Source organism: Rhodopseudomonas sp. (assembly GCF_048594845.1).
Classification (GTDB): Bacteria; Pseudomonadota; Alphaproteobacteria; order Rhizobiales; family Xanthobacteraceae; genus Rhodopseudomonas.
This window is the reverse complement of sequence record NZ_JBMDXE010000307.1, coordinates 17187-33372: the sequence shown is the minus strand read 5'-3', so window position 1 is coordinate 33372 and position 16186 is coordinate 17187. Positions and strand designations below refer to the sequence as shown.

Here is a 16186-nt window from a genome sequence, read left to right as displayed (position 1 = left end):
CCGTAAATGCAGCAAAGACGTGGATGGCCGGGACGAGCCCGGCCATGACGTGGTGAGGTGGTCGTCGAACTATCCGAGGATCGTTCTTGCCTAAGCCTTACTGGCTCGGCCCGTCGGTGTTGAACACTTCGCCTTCCGGCACCCAGCTCTTGCCGTCGAATTTGGCGATTTGCATCTGGGTGTAGGGCGCGTAGCGGTCGGGGCGGGTCGAGATCTTGATGCCGGGCAGCAGCAGCGGCGCGGTGGTCGGCTTGATGTTGGTGGCCTGCTTCAGCAAATTGTCGCGGGAGAGATTGTCGCCGCAGGCTTCCAGCACCTTCACGGTCATATAGGCCGAGACGTAACCGGTGACGGTGGAGCCGTCGGCGATGTCGCCTTTCGGGTACCATTTGGCGAGGAATTCCTTGAACTCCTTGACGTCGGCGTCGTTCTCGAAGCGCGGATCGGTCGGGGTCTTGAACGCCAGCGCGGTGAGCAGGCCGGTCGAGGCCTCCTGGCCGGCGGGCTCAAGGACGCCCTTGATCGAGCTCGACACGCTGACGATGAAGTTCAGCGGCTTCCAGTTCAGCTCGTGCACCTTGCGGACCGCCTGCGCGCCGAACTTCGGCGTCGCCATCGTGAACAGCGTATCGGCGCCCGAAGCCTTCAGCGCGACGATCTGCGAGTCGACGGTCGGATCGGTTACTTCGTAAGTGACCTCCTTGACGATCATCGTCTTGGCCTTGTCGCCGAGGCCGTCCTTGAGGCCCTTGACGTAGTCCTTGCCGGCGTCGTCGTTCTGCGAGAACACGCCCAGCTTGGCGTCAGGTTTGTTCTTCAGGAGATACTTCGCGAAGATCATGCCCTCCATCTGGTAGGGCGGATACAGCTGCGTCGTCCACGGGAAGGTCTTCGGATCGTCCCATTTCGCCGCGCCGGTCGAGATGAACAGCTGCGGCACCTTCTTGTCGTTGAGATATTTCTGGATCGCCGTGTTGGTCGGCGTGCCGATGGTGCCGATGATCGCCAGCACTTCGTCCTGCTCGACCAGGCGCCGTGTCTGCTCCACCGTCTTGGGCGGTGAGTAGGCGTCGTCGAGGCTGATCAGCTTGATCTTGCGGCCGTTGACGCCGCCCTTGGCGTTGATCATCGCGTAGTATGCGTCTTCGACGTGGCCCTGCACGCCGTAGGCCGAAGCCGGGCCGCTATACGGCATGGTCTGGCCGATCTTGATTTCGCTGTCGGTGACGCCGGGGCCGTATTGCTTCTGGGCGAACGCAGGCTGGGCCGCCGCGACGGCGAATAATCCGGCCGCGAGCAGGGTGAGGCGGGTCGTCATGGCATTTCCTCTCTTTGGTTGGAGCCGCACTCTGCGGTGCGGGCTGTTCGATCGTCGCGCTCTTGAGGGCGCGTGCCGATCGGGCCGACGCTTGTAACGCAGCCGCTGTCAGTTCAAATCATTTGAAGACAAATTGCACGCCGCAGCGCAGCGCAAATACGCGGGCCGAATCCGAGAATTCAGGCCGACGGAATAAGCGGACGGTGGGACGAAGTATCGGCCTTGTTTTCACGCCGGTCCGCTGAGAGCGCCGACAAGCTGCCGCACAACGTCGCACCCGGCGATCGCCCGGTGCGACGCCCTCAGCCGTGTTCAGAGATCGCGCTGCTCGTCGTCGCGGTCGCGCTCGGGCGCACAGATGTCGCCGCTCTCGTACAGGTCGTCGTCGGCCGCGCGCGGAGGCGGCGGCGCCGGCTTCTCGGTCGCGGCGGGTTTCGCCGCGGCTTTGTCCTTGCGGAGCTTCTTGGGCTTGAGCTTTTGCCAGCCGATCATCGTCCTGGATCCCGTCAGTACGGGGGCCGGAGCGCGCCGTGGCGCGGTCCGGGTCCGTTGTCGTTCCGTCGCGGCGGGTCTGCCGCCGGATGGTCCTAATTTAGCGCAGGATCGGCCGCTGCCGGCCGCCTTTTGCACAAGGCAGACTCGCGCGGCCCGCGGAGCGAGCTGTGCGGAGCCCGCTCAGGTGCGGTGTCCGCCCTTCTGCTGTTCGGCCAGCCAGTCCGAGAGCGCGCGTGCGGTGGCTTCGGCCTTCTTGCCGGCCGTGCTGCGGCCGGTGGTCTTGCTGGTGCCGGTGCCGGCCTTGGCGCGCTTGGCCTTGGTCGGAGCGGCGCGCTGCGGCTCGGCGGCTTCGCGCGCCAGACGCAGCGCCCGCAGCCGCGCCATGTTGTCGAGGGTCGCCTTCGCGGCGGCGTCGCGTTCGGCTTTGCCGCCGTCGGTCTCCTGTGAGGCTGCGGCGCGCGCAGCGGGGCGAGAATTTTCGTCGTTCGTCATTCGTCCACGTCGATTGTCTTCGGGAATTGGGAAGCGCGCGGTGTAGCAAGAAAAACGGCCCCGGGACAGCTTTTGCTGCCGGGGCCTGTCATGCACGATAGTCGATGTGAAGAAGCGTGAGCCGCCGTCAGAACGTGACGCCGGCTTTCGCCAGATAGGTCCGGCCCGGCAGCGGGTAGGCGCCGTAGCGGCCGGGCGTGAAGGTGCTGGCCACCGCGTAATCGTAATATTGTGCGTTGAACAGGTTGATCACGCTCAGCGACCAGAAGAAGTGGTCGATCTCGCCGCTCAGCTTGACGTCGACGGTGCCGTTGGCCGGGATCTTGACCTGGCTGTTGGCATTGTCGCTGTCCATGAAGCGGCTGCTCCACACCCGCGCAGTGGCGTCGAACACCACATATTTCTGCCAGACGTTCCAGGTCACGCCGGCATTCGCCGTATAGCGCGACACCAGCGGCACGTCCTTGCCGGCGAAGGCGCCTTCGCGGAACGTCGCGCTGGTGTAGGCGGCGCCGCTGCGCAGCAGCAGATTGTCGCTGATCCGCACCGACGAGCTGGTCTCGGCGCCGGTCCGGCGGGTCGGGTCGAGGTTGGTGTTGTAGAAGTTCACCGGGTCGTAGCGGATCTCGTTGGTCAGATCCATGTTGTAGGCGCTCGCCTGCATCTCGAAGGGCCCCGACTTGATGCGGAAGCCACCCTCGACATCGACCGAGGTCTGGGTCTTCAGCGCGAAGGTGCCGGGGATCGGATTGAAGAAGGCATCGTAGGACGGACCCGAGGCGACGCGCTCGTCGACATTCGGGGTGCGGAACGCGCGCGCCGCGCGGGCGAACACGCTGAACACGTCGTTGAAGCGATGCTCGAGGCCGACATGCAGCGCGTGCTGGGCCTCGGTGCTGTTCAGCGGCTGCGCCTGCGCCTCGCCGAAATAGCCCGGCGCCAGCGGATTCATCCGGTCGGCGGCGTCGACCTTCACGCTCTGCACCCGGCCGCCATAGGAGAAGTCGGTGGTCGGCAGTACCGCGATGGTCTGCTGCCAGTAGCCGGCCAGCGTCTTCTGCGACAGGTTGTAGATGTGCACCGGCGGCGTGTCGCGATACTGGCCGCGATCGGAATCATAGGTCGCGTCGTAATAGTCGAGACCAGTGAGGATCTTCGACGGCAGCCCGAAGAACGCGTTCTTGATGCTCAGCCGCGGCGTGATCGACCAGGTCTGCAGATGCGCGTCGAACCAGCTCGCATTGTAGCTCTGCAGCGGCACGTCGCCGAAATAGCCGGCCTGCTGCCGCTTGTCACGCACGCCGCCGTCGACGATCAGCTCGGCGCCGTCCCACAGCGATTTGGTGAAGCCGGCGGTGAGGTTGGCGCCCTGCTTGTCGGCGAAGTTGAAAGGCGTGTTGGTGCCGCTGCGGTTGGTGGCGAGCTGGTTGACGCCGAGCGAAGGATCGACGATCCGCGAGCCGGGCAGGCCGAGATGCTGGTTGTCGCCGGAGATGTTGAGGAACGCGCTGAGATCCGGCGTCGCATAGCGCAACTCGCCGACCGCATTGTTCTGCTCCAGCGCGTTGTTGGCGCGGTAGCCGTCGGAGCGGACGCCGTTCGCGAAGGCCGAGGTCGACCACGGCCCGGAATTGTAGGCGGCCGAGATCGACGCCAGCCGCTGATTGAACGAGCCGACGCCGCCCTCGGCGCGGAACGTCGCCAGCGGACCGCCGGCGCCGGTCTTGGTGACGATGTTGATGACGCCGCCGACCGCGTTGTCGCCGTACAGCACCGCGCCGCTGCCGCCGCGGGTGATCTCGATGCGCTCGATCGACTGCAGCGGAATGCTCGACAGATCGACGCCCTGCAGATCGAGATCGTTGAGGCGGCGGCCGTTGATCAGGAACAGCGTGTTGGAGGTCGCGGTGGCGCCGAAGCCGCGCAGATCGACCGACGAGCCGGTGCCGTTGACGCCGCCATATAGCGAGGTGGTCTGCACGCCCGGCGTCTGCGCGATGATGTCCTGCACGGTCTGCGCCGGCGAATGCGCGATGTCGTCGGCGGTGATCACCGTGCTCGAGGTGCCGACGATGGCGTCGGAGGTGCGGGTCGCGGTGACGTTGATGGTCGGCAGCATGTCCTGCGCGACCGCAGGCGAAACCGCTGCGATCAGGCTGGAGGCCAGGATGGTGGAACACAGCAGCACGCGCCTGCGCGGTGCAGCGGAGTGAGAAGACGGCATGGACAAACCTCGGCCGGACGTTCAGTGGCACGTCACAGCGAACGAGGCGTCACCCTGCTTGCGCGGAAGGTGAAACCAATGCCTGCAATTCCCGACCGGCACTCTCGCGTGTGACCACGAATGACGGCAGGTCTCCTGGCTCGCGGGTGATATCTTCCGTCGCCTTCCCAGGGCCGAGGTCCCAGTGGCATTCCGACAGAAGTCGAACCGCTTACAGTTGCGGGAACAGCTGCGGCCTGAGAGCAATCGCTCCGCACCGCATTCCCTTTTCATCCCCGTGAGGGGAACCGTCAGGTTCAACTAGAAGTATCGAAAGGGACAGAGTCAATTCGCCGTTGGCGACAGTCCGCCCGGTTCGCGCAGTCGCGCACGGGATTGTCCCGGGATGTTGCTTGCGAGTAACAATGCGGCTTGATCCAGCTCAACAAGGCGCGGTGACGATGGCGGACTATGTGGTCGAGTTCGGCAAGGACGGTCGGCCGGTCGAATCCGATGGCCGGCTCGATGCCGCCGCGTTTCATCGCAATCAGCAGGCCATCCGCGACGTGCTGGCGCGCTTGCTGCACGGCGCGACGGGCGATGTGCTCGAGGCCGGCAGCGGCACCGGCCAGCACGTGGTCGCCTTCGCGCGTCAACATCCCGAGATCATCTGGTGGCCGAGCGATATCCATCCGCAGCATCTGAGCAGCATCGCTGCATGGCGCGAACACGCCGGCCTCGCCAACATCCGCGCGCCGCTGCGGATCGATCTGAGCGACCCTGCGTGGTGCGCCGAGATGACGAATGGCGAGGGCCCGGGTCCGCTCACCGCGGTGTTCTGCGCCAACGTGGTTCACATCGCGCCGTGGGCAATCGCCGAGGGACTGTTCGCGGGCGCTGCGCGCTATCTCGCGCCGCACGGCCAGCTGATGCTGTACGGCCCGTTCAAGCAGGATGGCGAGCACACCGCGCCGAGCAATGCGGCGTTCGACGCCAGCCTGCGGGCTGCGAATCCAGACTGGGGCGTGCGCGATCTGGGCGAGCTGGAGCAGCTCGCGGCGCAGCACGGCTTGCGGCTCAGCGAGACCATCGCGATGCCGGCCAACAATCTCATCCTGTGTTTCGTCCGCAGCAGCGAAAGCTGAAGTCGGCGCATAGGTTCACCGCGCCTGCGGCGGTTGATCGCAGGGCGCCGCCACCTAAGATGCCGGCCGATTCCACGGCCCGGCGATGTACCGGCCGGACGAAGGGCGAAACTCCCGATGGTTGACGCGACCGCGATGAGCGACATCTCCGACGACGCGCGGGCGCGGTCCAACGTCTGGCGGCTGGCCGCCGCGCAGGCGCTGACCGGCGCCAACTCGGCGGTGATCTTCGCCACCGGCGCGATCGTCGGCGCCCAGCTGGCGCCGAGCGTCGCGCTCGCCACCGTGCCGATCTCGATGTACGTCGTCGGCCTCGCCGCCGGCACGCTGCCGACCGGCGCGATCGCGCGCCGCTACGGCCGCCGCACCTCCTTCATGATCGGCGCCGGCTGCGGCACGGCCGCGGGCGCGCTCGGCGCGCTGGCGATCCTCAATGGCGCGTTCGCGCTGTTCTGCCTCGCCACCTTCTTCGGCGGTCTCTACGGCGCGGTGGCGCAGTCCTATCGGTTCGCCGCCGCGGACGGCGCCAGCGCCGCCTATCGCCCCAAGGCGGTGTCGTGGGTGATGGCCGGCGGCGTGTTCGCCGGCGTGCTCGGTCCGCAGCTGGTGCAGTGGACCATGGATATCTGGCAGCCCTATCTGTTCGCCTTCAGCTATGTGGTGCAGGCCTTCGTCGCGCTGGTCGCGATGGCGGTGCTGTGGAGCGTCGATGCCCCGAAGCCGCAACCGGCGGATCTCGCGGGCGGCCGGCCGCTGCTGACGATCGTGCGGCAGCCGCGCTTCATCGCCGCGGCGCTGTGCGGCGTGATCGCCTATCCAATGATGAACCTGGTGATGACCTCGGCGCCGCTGGCGATGCAGATGTGCGGCCTGCCGGTCAGCGATTCCAATTTCGGCCTGCAATGGCACATCGTGGCGATGTACGCGCCGAGCTTCGTCACCGGCTCGCTGATCGCCAAGTTCGGCGCGCCGCGCGTGGTCGCGCTCGGGCTGGCGCTGGAAGCGGCGGGCGCCTCGATCGGCATCATGGGCATCACCGCTCCGCATTTCTGGGCGACGCTGTTCGTCCTCGGCGTCGGCTGGAATTTCGCCTTCGTCGGCGCCTCCGCGCTGGTGCTGGAGACGCATCAGCCGAACGAAAAGAACAAGGTACAGGCGTTCAACGACTTCCTGGTGTTCGGCATGATGGCGATCGGCTCGTTCTCGTCGGGCCAATTGCTCGCCAATTACGGCTGGACCACCGTCAATCTCACGGTGTTCCCGCCAGTACTGCTGGGCCTGATCGTGCTGGCGATCAGCGGCTGGTCGAAATCGCGCAAGCAGATTGCCGAGCAAGCCGTCGAAGTCGCCGACCGCGGCGCGTAGTTGGTCTGATGGCTCGTGCAATGAGCAGGATGGGTTGAATCTCCGCGTCATTCCGGGGCGCGCGCTCTTCGCGCGCGAACCCGGAATCCATAGCCCCTGGACTCGCGGTGACGCACCGCGGGGAGAGGCGGCGTGTCCGACCGTTGGCCGCGGTAGTTATGGATTCCGGGCTCGCGAGCTGCGCTCGCGCCCCGGAATGACGTGGGGAGACGGCGTGTTAAACTTCGCGTGAGCGGAGTAAGTCCTCGATATCCAGCCGCCGCGTGAACATCGCGAGTTTGCCGTCCGGCGTCCGCGGCCACTCCGTCTGCGGCCGGTCGCGATACAGTTCGACGCCGTTCTGGTCGGGGTCGCGCAGGTACAGCGCTTCGCTGACGCCGTGATCGCTGGCGCCGTCGAGGGCGATGCCGGCGGTGAGCACGCGATGCAGCGCATCGGCCAGCGCGCGACGGGTCGGATACAGGATCGCGGTATGAAACAGGCCAGTGGTGCCCGGCGGCGGCGGACTGCCGCCTTTGCTCTCCCAGGTGTTAAGCCCGATGTGGTGGTGATAGCCGCCGGCCGAAATGAACGCCGCCTGATCGCCGTAACGCTGCATCAGCTCGAAGCCGAGCACGCCGCAATAGAACCCGAGCGCGCGCTCGAGATCGGCGACCTTGAGGTGGACGTGGCCGATCCGCGTGCCGGCCGGAATGGGGTTGGCTTCCGTCATGTGTCCTCATTCAAGTTTTGCGTGCCCCGGATGCTGCGCAACGCGCCGCCTTGGCGGCGTGGTGCGCTGCTGAGCCGGGGCCCCGGTGTGCTGCGGCTCTAGTTAACCGGGGTCCCGGATCTGCGAAGCGGCACTGTGTGCCGCATCGCGTCCGGGACACGGTTAGGTGAGCTCAGGTTTCTCGCCGTCCGGCAGCGGGAATTCGTAGGTGTTCAGCGTCATCGACACCATCGTGTAGTAGCCGCACAGGCCGATGATTTCGACAAGGCCGCGTTCGCCGAGCGTCTGCATGGCTGCGTCGTACAGCGGCTTCGAAAGGCCCTTGGCCTCGTGCAGAGAACGGGCGACGTCGTAGATCATCTGCTGTTTCGGGTCGCTGATCGATGGGGTTCGGCGATCGCGGATCGCGTCGATGATGGCCGGATCGAGCCCGCCGTCGAGCGCCATCTTCTTGTGCGCGTACCATTCGAATTGCGCGGTCCAGTGCCGCGCCGTCACCAGGATGGCGAGTTCGGATTCCGCCGCGGTCAGTGACGTGTCGAAGCGCAGGAACGCGCCGAGCCGCGTGGCGTGCCGCGCCATCTCCGGGCTCGCCAGCCACGCCATCATTGGCGGCGGCGGGGTGCCGCGCTTGCTGGCGATCGACTCCTCGTAGATGGCGCGCTGATCGTCGCTCATCTCGGCCGGCGTGGGCAATTTCAGGCGCATGGAGAGGTCCTTGCTGGCGGCGCGCGATGCTGCGCTCCGTGCCGAATTTCGGGACGCGAAACGTGACGCGTTTGCGGCCGAAATGCCAGAGCGCGCGGCGCATGGCGCTGCGCAACACGGATGTTGAATTTCGCCCGGCGACCGCTAAGGTCCGGCCCAATCAAATGCAACGCGGGCGTCAAGTCCGCCCCGGTGGATGGGAGCCCCGATGACCGACACCTCCGATCTCGAACACTTCCGCGCTGAGACCCGCGCCTGGCTCGAGGCCAATTGCCCGCCCGACATGCGCAAGCCGATGCAGGGCGACGAGGACAATTTCTGGGGCGGCCGCAACGCCAAGTTCGCCTCGGACGCCCAGAAGGTCTGGTTCGAGCGGATGCGCGACAAGGGCTGGACCGTGCCGGATTGGCCGACCCAATATGGCGGCGGCGGCCTCGACGGCGCGCGCCATAAAATCCTGCGCGAAGAGATGGCGGCGATCGGCGCGCGGCCGCCGCTGTCCTCCTTCGGGATCTGGATGCTCGGGCCGGCGCTGCTGAAATACGGCAACGAGGCACAGAAGGCCGAGCATCTGCCGAAGATCGCGCGCGGCGAAATCCGCTGGTGCCAAGGCTATTCCGAGCCGAACGCCGGCTCCGACCTCGCCTCGCTGCAGACCCGCGCGGTGCCGGACGGCGACGACTTCATCATCAACGGCTCGAAGATCTGGACCAGCTACGCCAACTACGCGCACTGGATCTTCTGCCTGGTGCGCACCGATGCGTCGGCCAAGAAGCACGACGGCATCAGCTTCATCCTGTTCGACATGACTTCGAAGGGCGTGACCACCAAACCGATCCTGCTGATCTCCGGCAAATCGCCGTTCTGCGAAACCTTCTTCGATAACGTCCGCGTGCCGCAGTCGCACGTCGTCGGCACCATCAACCGCGGCTGGGACGTGGCGAAGTATCTGCTGCAGCACGAGCGCGCGATGATCTCCGGGATGGGCGGGCGCGATGGCGGCCGGCCGCTCGGCCAGGTCGCGGCGGGCTCGCTGGGCATTGATGAGCAGGGCAAGCTCGACGATCCGGTGCTGCGCGGCCAGATCGCGACCTTCGACATCGACGAGGCGGCGCTGGCCTGCGCGGCCGAGCGCGCGGTCGATCTCGCCAAGGCCGGCCAGCTGCATCCGGCGTTCTCCTCGGCGATGAAGTACTACGGCACCGAGCTGAACAAGCGCCGCCACGAGATCCTGATGTCGGCCGGCGGCATCGACGCGCTGGAGTGGGAGAGCGAGCGTAGCCACGACGGCGCCCGCGCCCGCGCCTGGCTGCGCACCAAGGCCAACTCGATCGAAGGCGGCACCAGCGAAGTCATGCTCGGCATCGTCGCCAAGCGCATCCTCGATCTGCCGGGAGCGTAAGTAAGCCTCTCCACGAGTCATTCCGGGGCGCGCCACCGGGTCCGGCCTTCGGCCGGCCCAATGACAGGCTCCACGCGAACCCGGAATCCATAACCACCTCCAGGGGATATGGATTCCGGGCTGCGCCCCAAGGGCGCATCCCGGAATGACGAACGCAAAAGTCATCACTCCGAATTCATTGGATCATCACCCATGGCTCTCGTCCTCACCGAAGAACAAACCATGCTGCGCGACTCGGCGCGCGGGCTGATCGGCGACAAGGCGCCGGTCGCGCATTTCCGCAAGCTGCGCGATGAGCGCGACGCCACCGGCTTTTCGCGCGAGCTTTGGAAAAGCTTCGCCGAGATGGGCCTCGCCGGCCTGCTGGTGCCGGAAGCGTTCGGCGGCTCCGGGCTCGGCTGCGTCGAGGCCGGCGTGGTGATGGAGGAGATCGGCCGCAACCTGACGCCGTCGCCGTTCCTGGCGACCGCGGTGCTGGCCGCCTCGGCGCTGACGCGCGGCGGTTCGGAGGCGCAGAAGAAGACCTATCTGCCGAAGATCGCTGATGGCTCGCTGATCGCCGCGCTCGCAGTGGATGAAGGCGCCAAGCACCGGCCGTCGCGCATCGCGATGACGGCGACGCGCGCCGGCAACGGTTTCAAGCTGAAGGGCGACAAGGCGCTGGTGGTCGACGGCCACGTCGCCGATCTGCTGATCGTCGCGGCGCGCAGCAGCGGCCAGCCCGGCGATGCCGACGGCCTGACGCTGTTCCTGGTCGATCCCAAGGCCAAGGGCGTTTCGATCGAACGCACCGTGAGGGTTGACGCGCACAACGCGGCGCGCATCAGCTTCGACGGTGTCGAAGTGAATGCCGACAGCGTGCTCGGCGAGGTCGATCGCGGCGGCGCGCTGCTCGAGGCGGTGCTGAATGTCGGTCGGGCCGCGGCGGCGGCCGAGATGCTCGGCGTCGCCGACGAGGCGTTCGGGCGCACCGTGAGCTATCTGAAAGAGCGCAAGCAGTTCGGCAAGCTGATCGGCGAATTCCAGGCGCTGCAGCACCGCGCCGCGCATCTCTACACCGAGATCGAGATCCTGCGCGCCGCCGTGCTCAAGGCGCTGCAGGCCGTCGATGCCGACGCGTCAGAAGCGCGTGTTGCGGTGGCGGTCGCCAAGGCCAAGGCCGGCACGGTGACGACGCTCGCGGTGCAGGAAGGCGTGCAGATGCACGGCGGCATGGGCATGACCGACCAGTTCGACATCGGCCTCTTCATGAAACGCGCCCGCGTCCTGCAGGAACTGCTCGGCGACGCGAACTACCACGCCGAAGCGCTGGCGGAGTGGAAGAAGTATTGAGCGCTCTGCCGTCTTGAATTCTCTGTAGCCCGCATGCAGCGCAGCGGAATGCGGGGCAGCCGCTTCCCCGGTTACGCTTCGCTCCATCCGGGCTACGGACGACGATCTTTCGTCATTCCGCGCCTGCACCGCTGCGCTGCGCGCGCCGGAATGACGAACGAGAGGGTGTTTTGGAGCTAGGCGCATCAACACTCCAAACTGTCATCCCCGCGCATGCGGGGATCCAGTATTCCAGAGCTTGAGTGTGGATGCGTCGCGCCTGAACGCGCAGGCTCTTGAATACTGGGTCGCCCGCCTGCGCGGGCGATGACGGCGGAGGCTGCGGGAGCGGCCGGCGAGAAAACCCGGCCGATCCCTACCTGATCGGCGGCGCGTACTGAATACCGCCGTTGCTCCACAGCTGGTTCAAGCCGCGCGGGATGCCGAGTTTGCCGACGTTGCGGTCGTAGACTTCGCCGTAATTGCCGACGTGGCGGATGATGCGGGCGGCCCAGTCTTTCGACAGGCCGAGTTCTTCGCCATAGGCGCCTTCGGTGCCGACCAGCCGCATCACGTCGGGCTTCTTCGATTTCAGCGCCTCGTCGATGTTCTGCGAGGTGATGCCGAGCTCCTCGGCGTTGATCATCGCGTACAGCGTCCACTTCACGATCATCATCCAGTCGTCGTCGCGCTGGCGGACCACCGGGGCGAGCGGCTCCTTGGAGATCAGGTCGGGCAGGATGGTGTGGTCGCCCGGCTTCGGCAGCGTCTGGCGCAGCGCGTAGAGCTGCGAGGCGTCGGCCGTGAAGGTGTCGCAGCGGCCGTCCTTGTAGGCGGCGACGACCTCGTCGAGCTTGCCGAACTTCACTTCCGTGTACTTCATGTTGTTGGCGCGGAAGTAGTCGGCGAGGTTGAGCAGCGTGGTGGTGCCGTCCTGCACGCAGACCTTGCTGCCGTCGAGTTCGAGCGCGGTCTCGACCTTGCGCGACGCCGGCACCATGAAGCCCTGGCCGTCGTAATAGGCGACGGCGGGGAAATACAAATCGTAGCTGGTCTCGCGCGACATGCTCCAGGTCGAGTTGCGCGACAGGATGTCGACCTTGCGGCTCTGCAGCTCCTTGAAGCGCTCGCTGGCGTCGAGCGCCACGAACTTCACCTTGGTCGGATCGTTGAAGATCGCCGCCGCCACCGCGCGGCAGAAGTCGACGTCGAAGCCGCTCCAGTTGCCCTTGTCGTCCGGCGTCGCGAAGCCCGGCAGGCCCTTGTTGACGCCGCACAGCACGGCGTCGCGCCGGATCGTGCGCTTCAGGGTCTTGGTGTCGTAGCGCTCGTAGGTGATGGCGGCCGCAGCAATCGCCGCCGCGACCACGAGCCCGATCGCGAGCCCGGTCTGGAACGTCCGTTTCAACATTGGGAGTCTCGGAAAAGAGGGAAGGGCTGTTACAGTTCGGGCTTCTGCCGCACCACGACCTTGGTGCCGACCGGGACGCGGTCGTACAGGTCGGCGACGTCGGCGTTGACCAGGCGGAAGCAGCCGGAGGAGATCGCGGTGCCGATCGTGTCGGGCCGGTTGGTGCCGTGGATGCGATACACCGTCGAGCCGAGATACATCGCCCGGGCGCCGAGCGGATTGCCGGGGCCGCCGGCCATGAAGCGCGGCAGATAGGGCTGGCGCGCGATCATCTCAGGCGGCGGCGTCCAGTCCGGCCATTCCGCCTTGCGCGAAATCTTCAACAGGCCCTGCCAGGTGAAGCCCTCGCGGCCGACGCCGATACCGTAGCGCAGCGCGCGGTTGTTGCCCTGGACCAGATAGAGATAGCGCTCGGAGGTCTGCACCACGATGGTGCCCGGCGGCTCGCTGGTCCGGTAATAGACCATCTGCTTTCGCAGCTCGGGCGGCAGCTCGTAATCGTCATTGGCGATCAGGCCGGGTTCGTCGCCGGGGTCGTTCTGCTGCGCATGGCTCGGTGTGATGCCGATCACCAACGCTGCCGCAAACGCCAGCCGGCCGACCACACGCGACAATCCAAGCATCGACACCTCCCGAAGCAATTGCGCCGGGAATGTACCATGTCAGTTTGTTCCGATCCACATCCGCAGGATCAGCGACACCAGCGCGACAGCTGCGACGCCGCCGAGCCACAGCGCCACGAACCACAGCAGGCGGCGCGACAGAGGTCCGGATGGTTCAGTATTGGACATAGCTGTGTGCGCCCGCGTTCAGTGATACCCGCTTTCCGGATCGACCTTGCCGCGAAACACCCAATAGGCCCACGCGGTGTAGATCAGGATGATCGGCACCAGGATGGCGACGCCGACCAGCATGAACAGCTGGCTGTTCTCCGGCGCGGCAGCCTGCCAGATGGTGATGCTGCGCGGCACGACATAGGGCCAGATGCTGATGCCGAGCCCCGCATAGGACAGCAGAAACAGGCACAGCGTCAGCAGGAACGGCTGGTAATCGCGCTTCTGCGCCAGCGCGCGCAGCAAGAGCGCGGTGACGATCGCGACGGCGAGCGGCACCTGCGCGGTGGCGAGCACGTTCGGCCAGTCGAACCAGCGCTGCGAGTAGTCGTAGCTCAGGAACGGCGTTGCGGCGCTGACCGCTACGATCGCGACCAGCAGGCCGAGCAGCAGCCAGCGGCTCAGCCGATACGCCTGCTCGCGCAGATCGCCGGTTGTCTTCATCACCAGCCAGGTGGCGCCGAGCAGCGCGTAGCCGATCACCAGCGCGACGCCGGTGAGCAGGCTGAATGGCGTCAGCCAGTCCCACCAGCCGCCCGCATAGGCGCGGCCCTCGACGTGGATGCCCTGCAGCAGCGCGCCGAGCGCGACGCCCTGCGCCAGCGTCGCCACCAGCGAGCCGAGGAAGAAGGCGAGGTCCCAGCGGTTGCGTTCGCGCAGCGTGCGCCAGCGGAATTCGAACGCCACGCCGCGAAACACCAGGCCCAGCAGCATCGCGATGATCGGCGTGTACAGCGCCGGCATCAGCACCGCATAGGCCAGCGGGAACGCCGCGAACAGCCCGCCGCCGCCGAGCACCAGCCAGGTCTCGTTGCCGTCCCACACCGGCGCGACGCTGTTCATCACCACGTCGCGGTCGCGCTTGGTCCGAAACAGCGGAAACAGGATGCCGAGGCCGAGGTCGAAGCCGTCCATCACCACATAGACGAACACCGCGAAGGCGATGATGAAGGCCCAGATAGTCGCGAGATCGTAAGCAATGGTCATCAGCCGAGCCTCCGGCTGGCGATCGCGGGGGCGGGCGTGATGCCGGCGGCGCGCGCCGGCGTGGCGCCGGGCGGGCCTTCCTCGCCGTGATGCGGCGGCTGCGCCATCAGCCGCAGGATGTAGACGGTGCCGGCGAAGAACACCGCGAAGTACACGATCACGAAGGCGATCAGCGACGACGCGACCGCAGGCGAGGCCAGCGGCGACACCGACTCCGCGGTGCGCAACAGGCCGAACACCGTGAACGGCTGCCGTCCGGTTTCGGTGGTGACCCAGCCGGCCAGCACCGCGACGAAGCCTGCGGGGCCCATCGCCAGCGCGAACGCATGCAGCGGCCGCGACTCGTGCAGCCGGCCGCGCCAGCGCATCCACAGGCTCAAGGCTCCGAGCGCCGCCATCAGCAGGCCGAGACCGACCATGATGCGGAACGACCAGAAGGTGATCGGCACCGGCGGCCAGTCCTGCCGCGGCACGGTGTCGAGCCCGGCCAGCGGCGCGTCGAGCGAATGTTTCAGGATCAGCGACGACAGCTTGGGAATTTCCAGCGCATAGCGCACCACTGCGGCGTCCTGATCGGGCAGGCCGAACAGGATGAACGGTGCCCCGTCGGGATGGCTCTGGTAATGACCTTCCATCGCCATCACCTTGGCGGGCTGATGCTCCAGCGTGTTGAGGCCGTGCGCGTCGCCGGCGAGGATCTGGATCGGCGCCACGACGGTCAGCATCCACATCGCCATCGAGAACATCATCCGCGCGCCCGGCTGCCTTGTATTGCGCAGCAGATGATACGCGCCGACCGCGCCGACCACGAGCGAGGTGGTGAGGTAAGCGGCCAGCACCATGTGCACCAGCCGATACGGAAACGACGGATTGAAGATCAGCTCGAACCAGTTGGTCGCGACGAATTGCCCGGCCTCGTTGACCGCATAGCCGGCTGGCGTCTGCATCCAGGAATTCGCCGACAGAATCCAGAACGCCGAGATCAGCGTGCCGATCGCCACCATCAGCGTCGCCAGAAAATGCAGCCGCGGCCCGACCAGTTTGAGGCCGAACAGCATCACGCCGAGAAAGCCGGCCTCGAGGAAGAACGCGGTGAGAACTTCATAGGCCATCAGCGGCCCGATCACCGGGCCGGTCTTGTCGGAGAAGACCGCCCAGTTGGTACCGAACTGATACGACATCACGATACCGGACACGACGCCCATGCCGAACGCGATGGCGAAGATCTTCAGCCAGTACTTGAACAGGTTGATGAAGACCTCGCGGCCGGTCCACAGCCACAGCGCTTCCAGCACAGCGAGGTAGCTCGCCAGACCGATCGAGAACGCCGGAAAGATGATGTGAAACGACATCGTGAAGGCGAATTGCGCGCGCGCCAATACGACAGGGTCCAGGGCTTCGATCATCCGACACATCCACCACGAAGACCGCGCGGTCACGTATCACCGCGCGTGATGATCCTATCGTTTGCGACAGGAGGTGCCTAGCAATTAGCCGATGACATGGCCGCGGCGCGCTTGGCCATTTTGTCCATGCAAGTCGTCTTTGGTAGGGGGTGCGACAACTGCGTCGTGCGAAAAAGCAAAACCCGGACGGTGGGCATCCCGTCCGGGTCACTTGGAGGTCGCGATGGTTATCAAGCCTTGAATGAGCCTGCCGCGCCGGTCGCGCCCGGTGTCGACATCATCATCATCGCACCGAATTCTTTCCGGCGGATGTCGTCGATTGTTTCAATTGTGTCGTCATCCGACACCTGCGTGGTCCAACCGGCGATGATGGGGAGATATCATCGCGCCGCGCGGCT

Annotated in this window: 15 protein-coding genes and 1 riboswitch; of the genes, 4 read left to right on the top strand and 11 right to left on the bottom strand. The window is 66.2% G+C overall.

Annotated elements, in window-relative coordinates; translation table 11 throughout:
- Positions 1–97 precede the first annotated feature (97 nt).
- The 4 genes from ACOJTD_RS20250 to ACOJTD_RS20235 form a co-directional block, all read right to left on the bottom strand.
- Positions 98–1318: an ABC transporter substrate-binding protein gene (locus tag ACOJTD_RS20250; protein WP_420134658.1), complete on the bottom strand. Its 1221-nt coding sequence runs from the start codon at positions 1316–1318 to the stop codon at positions 98–100.
- Between the two features lie 312 nt (positions 1319–1630).
- Positions 1631–1810 carry a hypothetical protein gene (locus tag ACOJTD_RS20245; RefSeq protein ID WP_420134657.1) on the bottom strand — a complete coding sequence of 60 codons (180 nt, stop codon included), beginning with the start codon at positions 1808–1810 and terminating at the stop codon, positions 1631–1633.
- Positions 1811–1993: 183 nt separating this feature from the next.
- Positions 1994–2305: a hypothetical protein gene (locus tag ACOJTD_RS20240; protein ID WP_420134656.1), complete on the bottom strand. Its 312-nt coding sequence runs from the start codon at positions 2303–2305 to the stop codon at positions 1994–1996.
- Between the two features lie 127 nt (positions 2306–2432).
- The gene (locus tag ACOJTD_RS20235) at positions 2433–4529 is read right to left on the bottom strand and encodes a TonB-dependent receptor (RefSeq protein ID WP_420134655.1); all 2097 of its coding nucleotides are present in this window, start codon (positions 4527–4529) and stop codon (positions 2433–2435) included.
- A gap of 107 nt (positions 4530–4636) precedes the next feature.
- A riboswitch (cobalamin riboswitch) is annotated at positions 4637–4836 on the bottom strand.
- Positions 4837–4969: 133 nt separating this feature from the next.
- On the opposite strand from ACOJTD_RS20235, the gene ACOJTD_RS20230 reads away from it, so the two are divergent.
- Both ACOJTD_RS20230 and ACOJTD_RS20225 read left to right on the top strand, forming a co-directional pair.
- Positions 4970–5653 carry a DUF938 domain-containing protein gene (locus ACOJTD_RS20230; protein ID WP_420134670.1) on the top strand — a complete coding sequence of 228 codons (684 nt, stop codon included), beginning with the start codon at positions 4970–4972 and terminating at the stop codon, positions 5651–5653.
- Positions 5654–5770: 117 nt separating this feature from the next.
- Positions 5771–7018: an MFS transporter gene (locus ACOJTD_RS20225; RefSeq protein ID WP_420134654.1), complete on the top strand. Its 1248-nt coding sequence runs from the start codon at positions 5771–5773 to the stop codon at positions 7016–7018.
- Positions 7019–7235: 217 nt separating this feature from the next.
- Here ACOJTD_RS20225 and ACOJTD_RS20220 read toward each other — a convergent pair whose 3' ends face one another.
- Both ACOJTD_RS20220 and ACOJTD_RS20215 read right to left on the bottom strand, forming a co-directional pair.
- Positions 7236–7730 (bottom strand): VOC family protein, encoded by a 495-nt coding sequence (locus ACOJTD_RS20220; protein ID WP_420134653.1) that lies wholly within the window; start codon positions 7728–7730, stop codon positions 7236–7238.
- A gap of 162 nt (positions 7731–7892) precedes the next feature.
- The gene (locus tag ACOJTD_RS20215; RefSeq protein ID WP_420134652.1) at positions 7893–8438 is read right to left on the bottom strand and encodes a carboxymuconolactone decarboxylase family protein; all 546 of its coding nucleotides are present in this window, start codon (positions 8436–8438) and stop codon (positions 7893–7895) included.
- A gap of 208 nt (positions 8439–8646) precedes the next feature.
- Between ACOJTD_RS20215 and ACOJTD_RS20210 the strand changes: the two genes are divergently transcribed.
- A complete protein-coding gene (locus ACOJTD_RS20210) occupies positions 8647–9840 on the top strand; it encodes an acyl-CoA dehydrogenase family protein (RefSeq protein WP_420134651.1) in 1194 nt (397 codons plus the stop codon).
- A gap of 192 nt (positions 9841–10032) precedes the next feature.
- Positions 10033–11172 (top strand): acyl-CoA dehydrogenase family protein, encoded by a 1140-nt coding sequence (locus tag ACOJTD_RS20205; protein WP_420134650.1) that lies wholly within the window; start codon positions 10033–10035, stop codon positions 11170–11172.
- 355 nt (positions 11173–11527) lie between these two features.
- Here the strand turns inward: ACOJTD_RS20205 and ACOJTD_RS20200 are convergent, their stop codons facing one another.
- The 5 genes from ACOJTD_RS20200 to ACOJTD_RS20180 are packed head-to-tail and all read right to left on the bottom strand — an operon-like array spanning position 11528 to position 15788.
- On the bottom strand, positions 11528–12562 hold the full coding sequence (locus tag ACOJTD_RS20200; protein ID WP_420134649.1) for an amino acid ABC transporter substrate-binding protein: 1035 nt from the start codon (positions 12560–12562) through the stop codon (positions 11528–11530).
- Positions 12563–12591: 29 nt separating this feature from the next.
- Complete coding sequence (locus tag ACOJTD_RS20195; protein WP_420134648.1) at positions 12592–13185, bottom strand: L,D-transpeptidase; 594 nt, start codon at positions 13183–13185, stop codon at positions 12592–12594.
- A gap of 39 nt (positions 13186–13224) precedes the next feature.
- Entirely contained in the window at positions 13225–13353 is a 129-nt protein-coding gene (locus ACOJTD_RS20190) for a DUF2474 domain-containing protein (RefSeq protein WP_420134647.1), read from the bottom strand.
- A gap of 18 nt (positions 13354–13371) precedes the next feature.
- Positions 13372–14382 (bottom strand): cytochrome d ubiquinol oxidase subunit II, encoded by a 1011-nt coding sequence (cydB, locus tag ACOJTD_RS20185; protein ID WP_420134646.1) that lies wholly within the window; start codon positions 14380–14382, stop codon positions 13372–13374.
- The gene (locus ACOJTD_RS20180) at positions 14382–15788 is read right to left on the bottom strand and encodes a cytochrome ubiquinol oxidase subunit I (protein ID WP_420134645.1); all 1407 of its coding nucleotides are present in this window, start codon (positions 15786–15788) and stop codon (positions 14382–14384) included. Before ACOJTD_RS20180 ends, cydB begins: the two co-directional genes overlap by 1 nt.
- Positions 15789–16186: the final 398 nt, after the last annotated feature.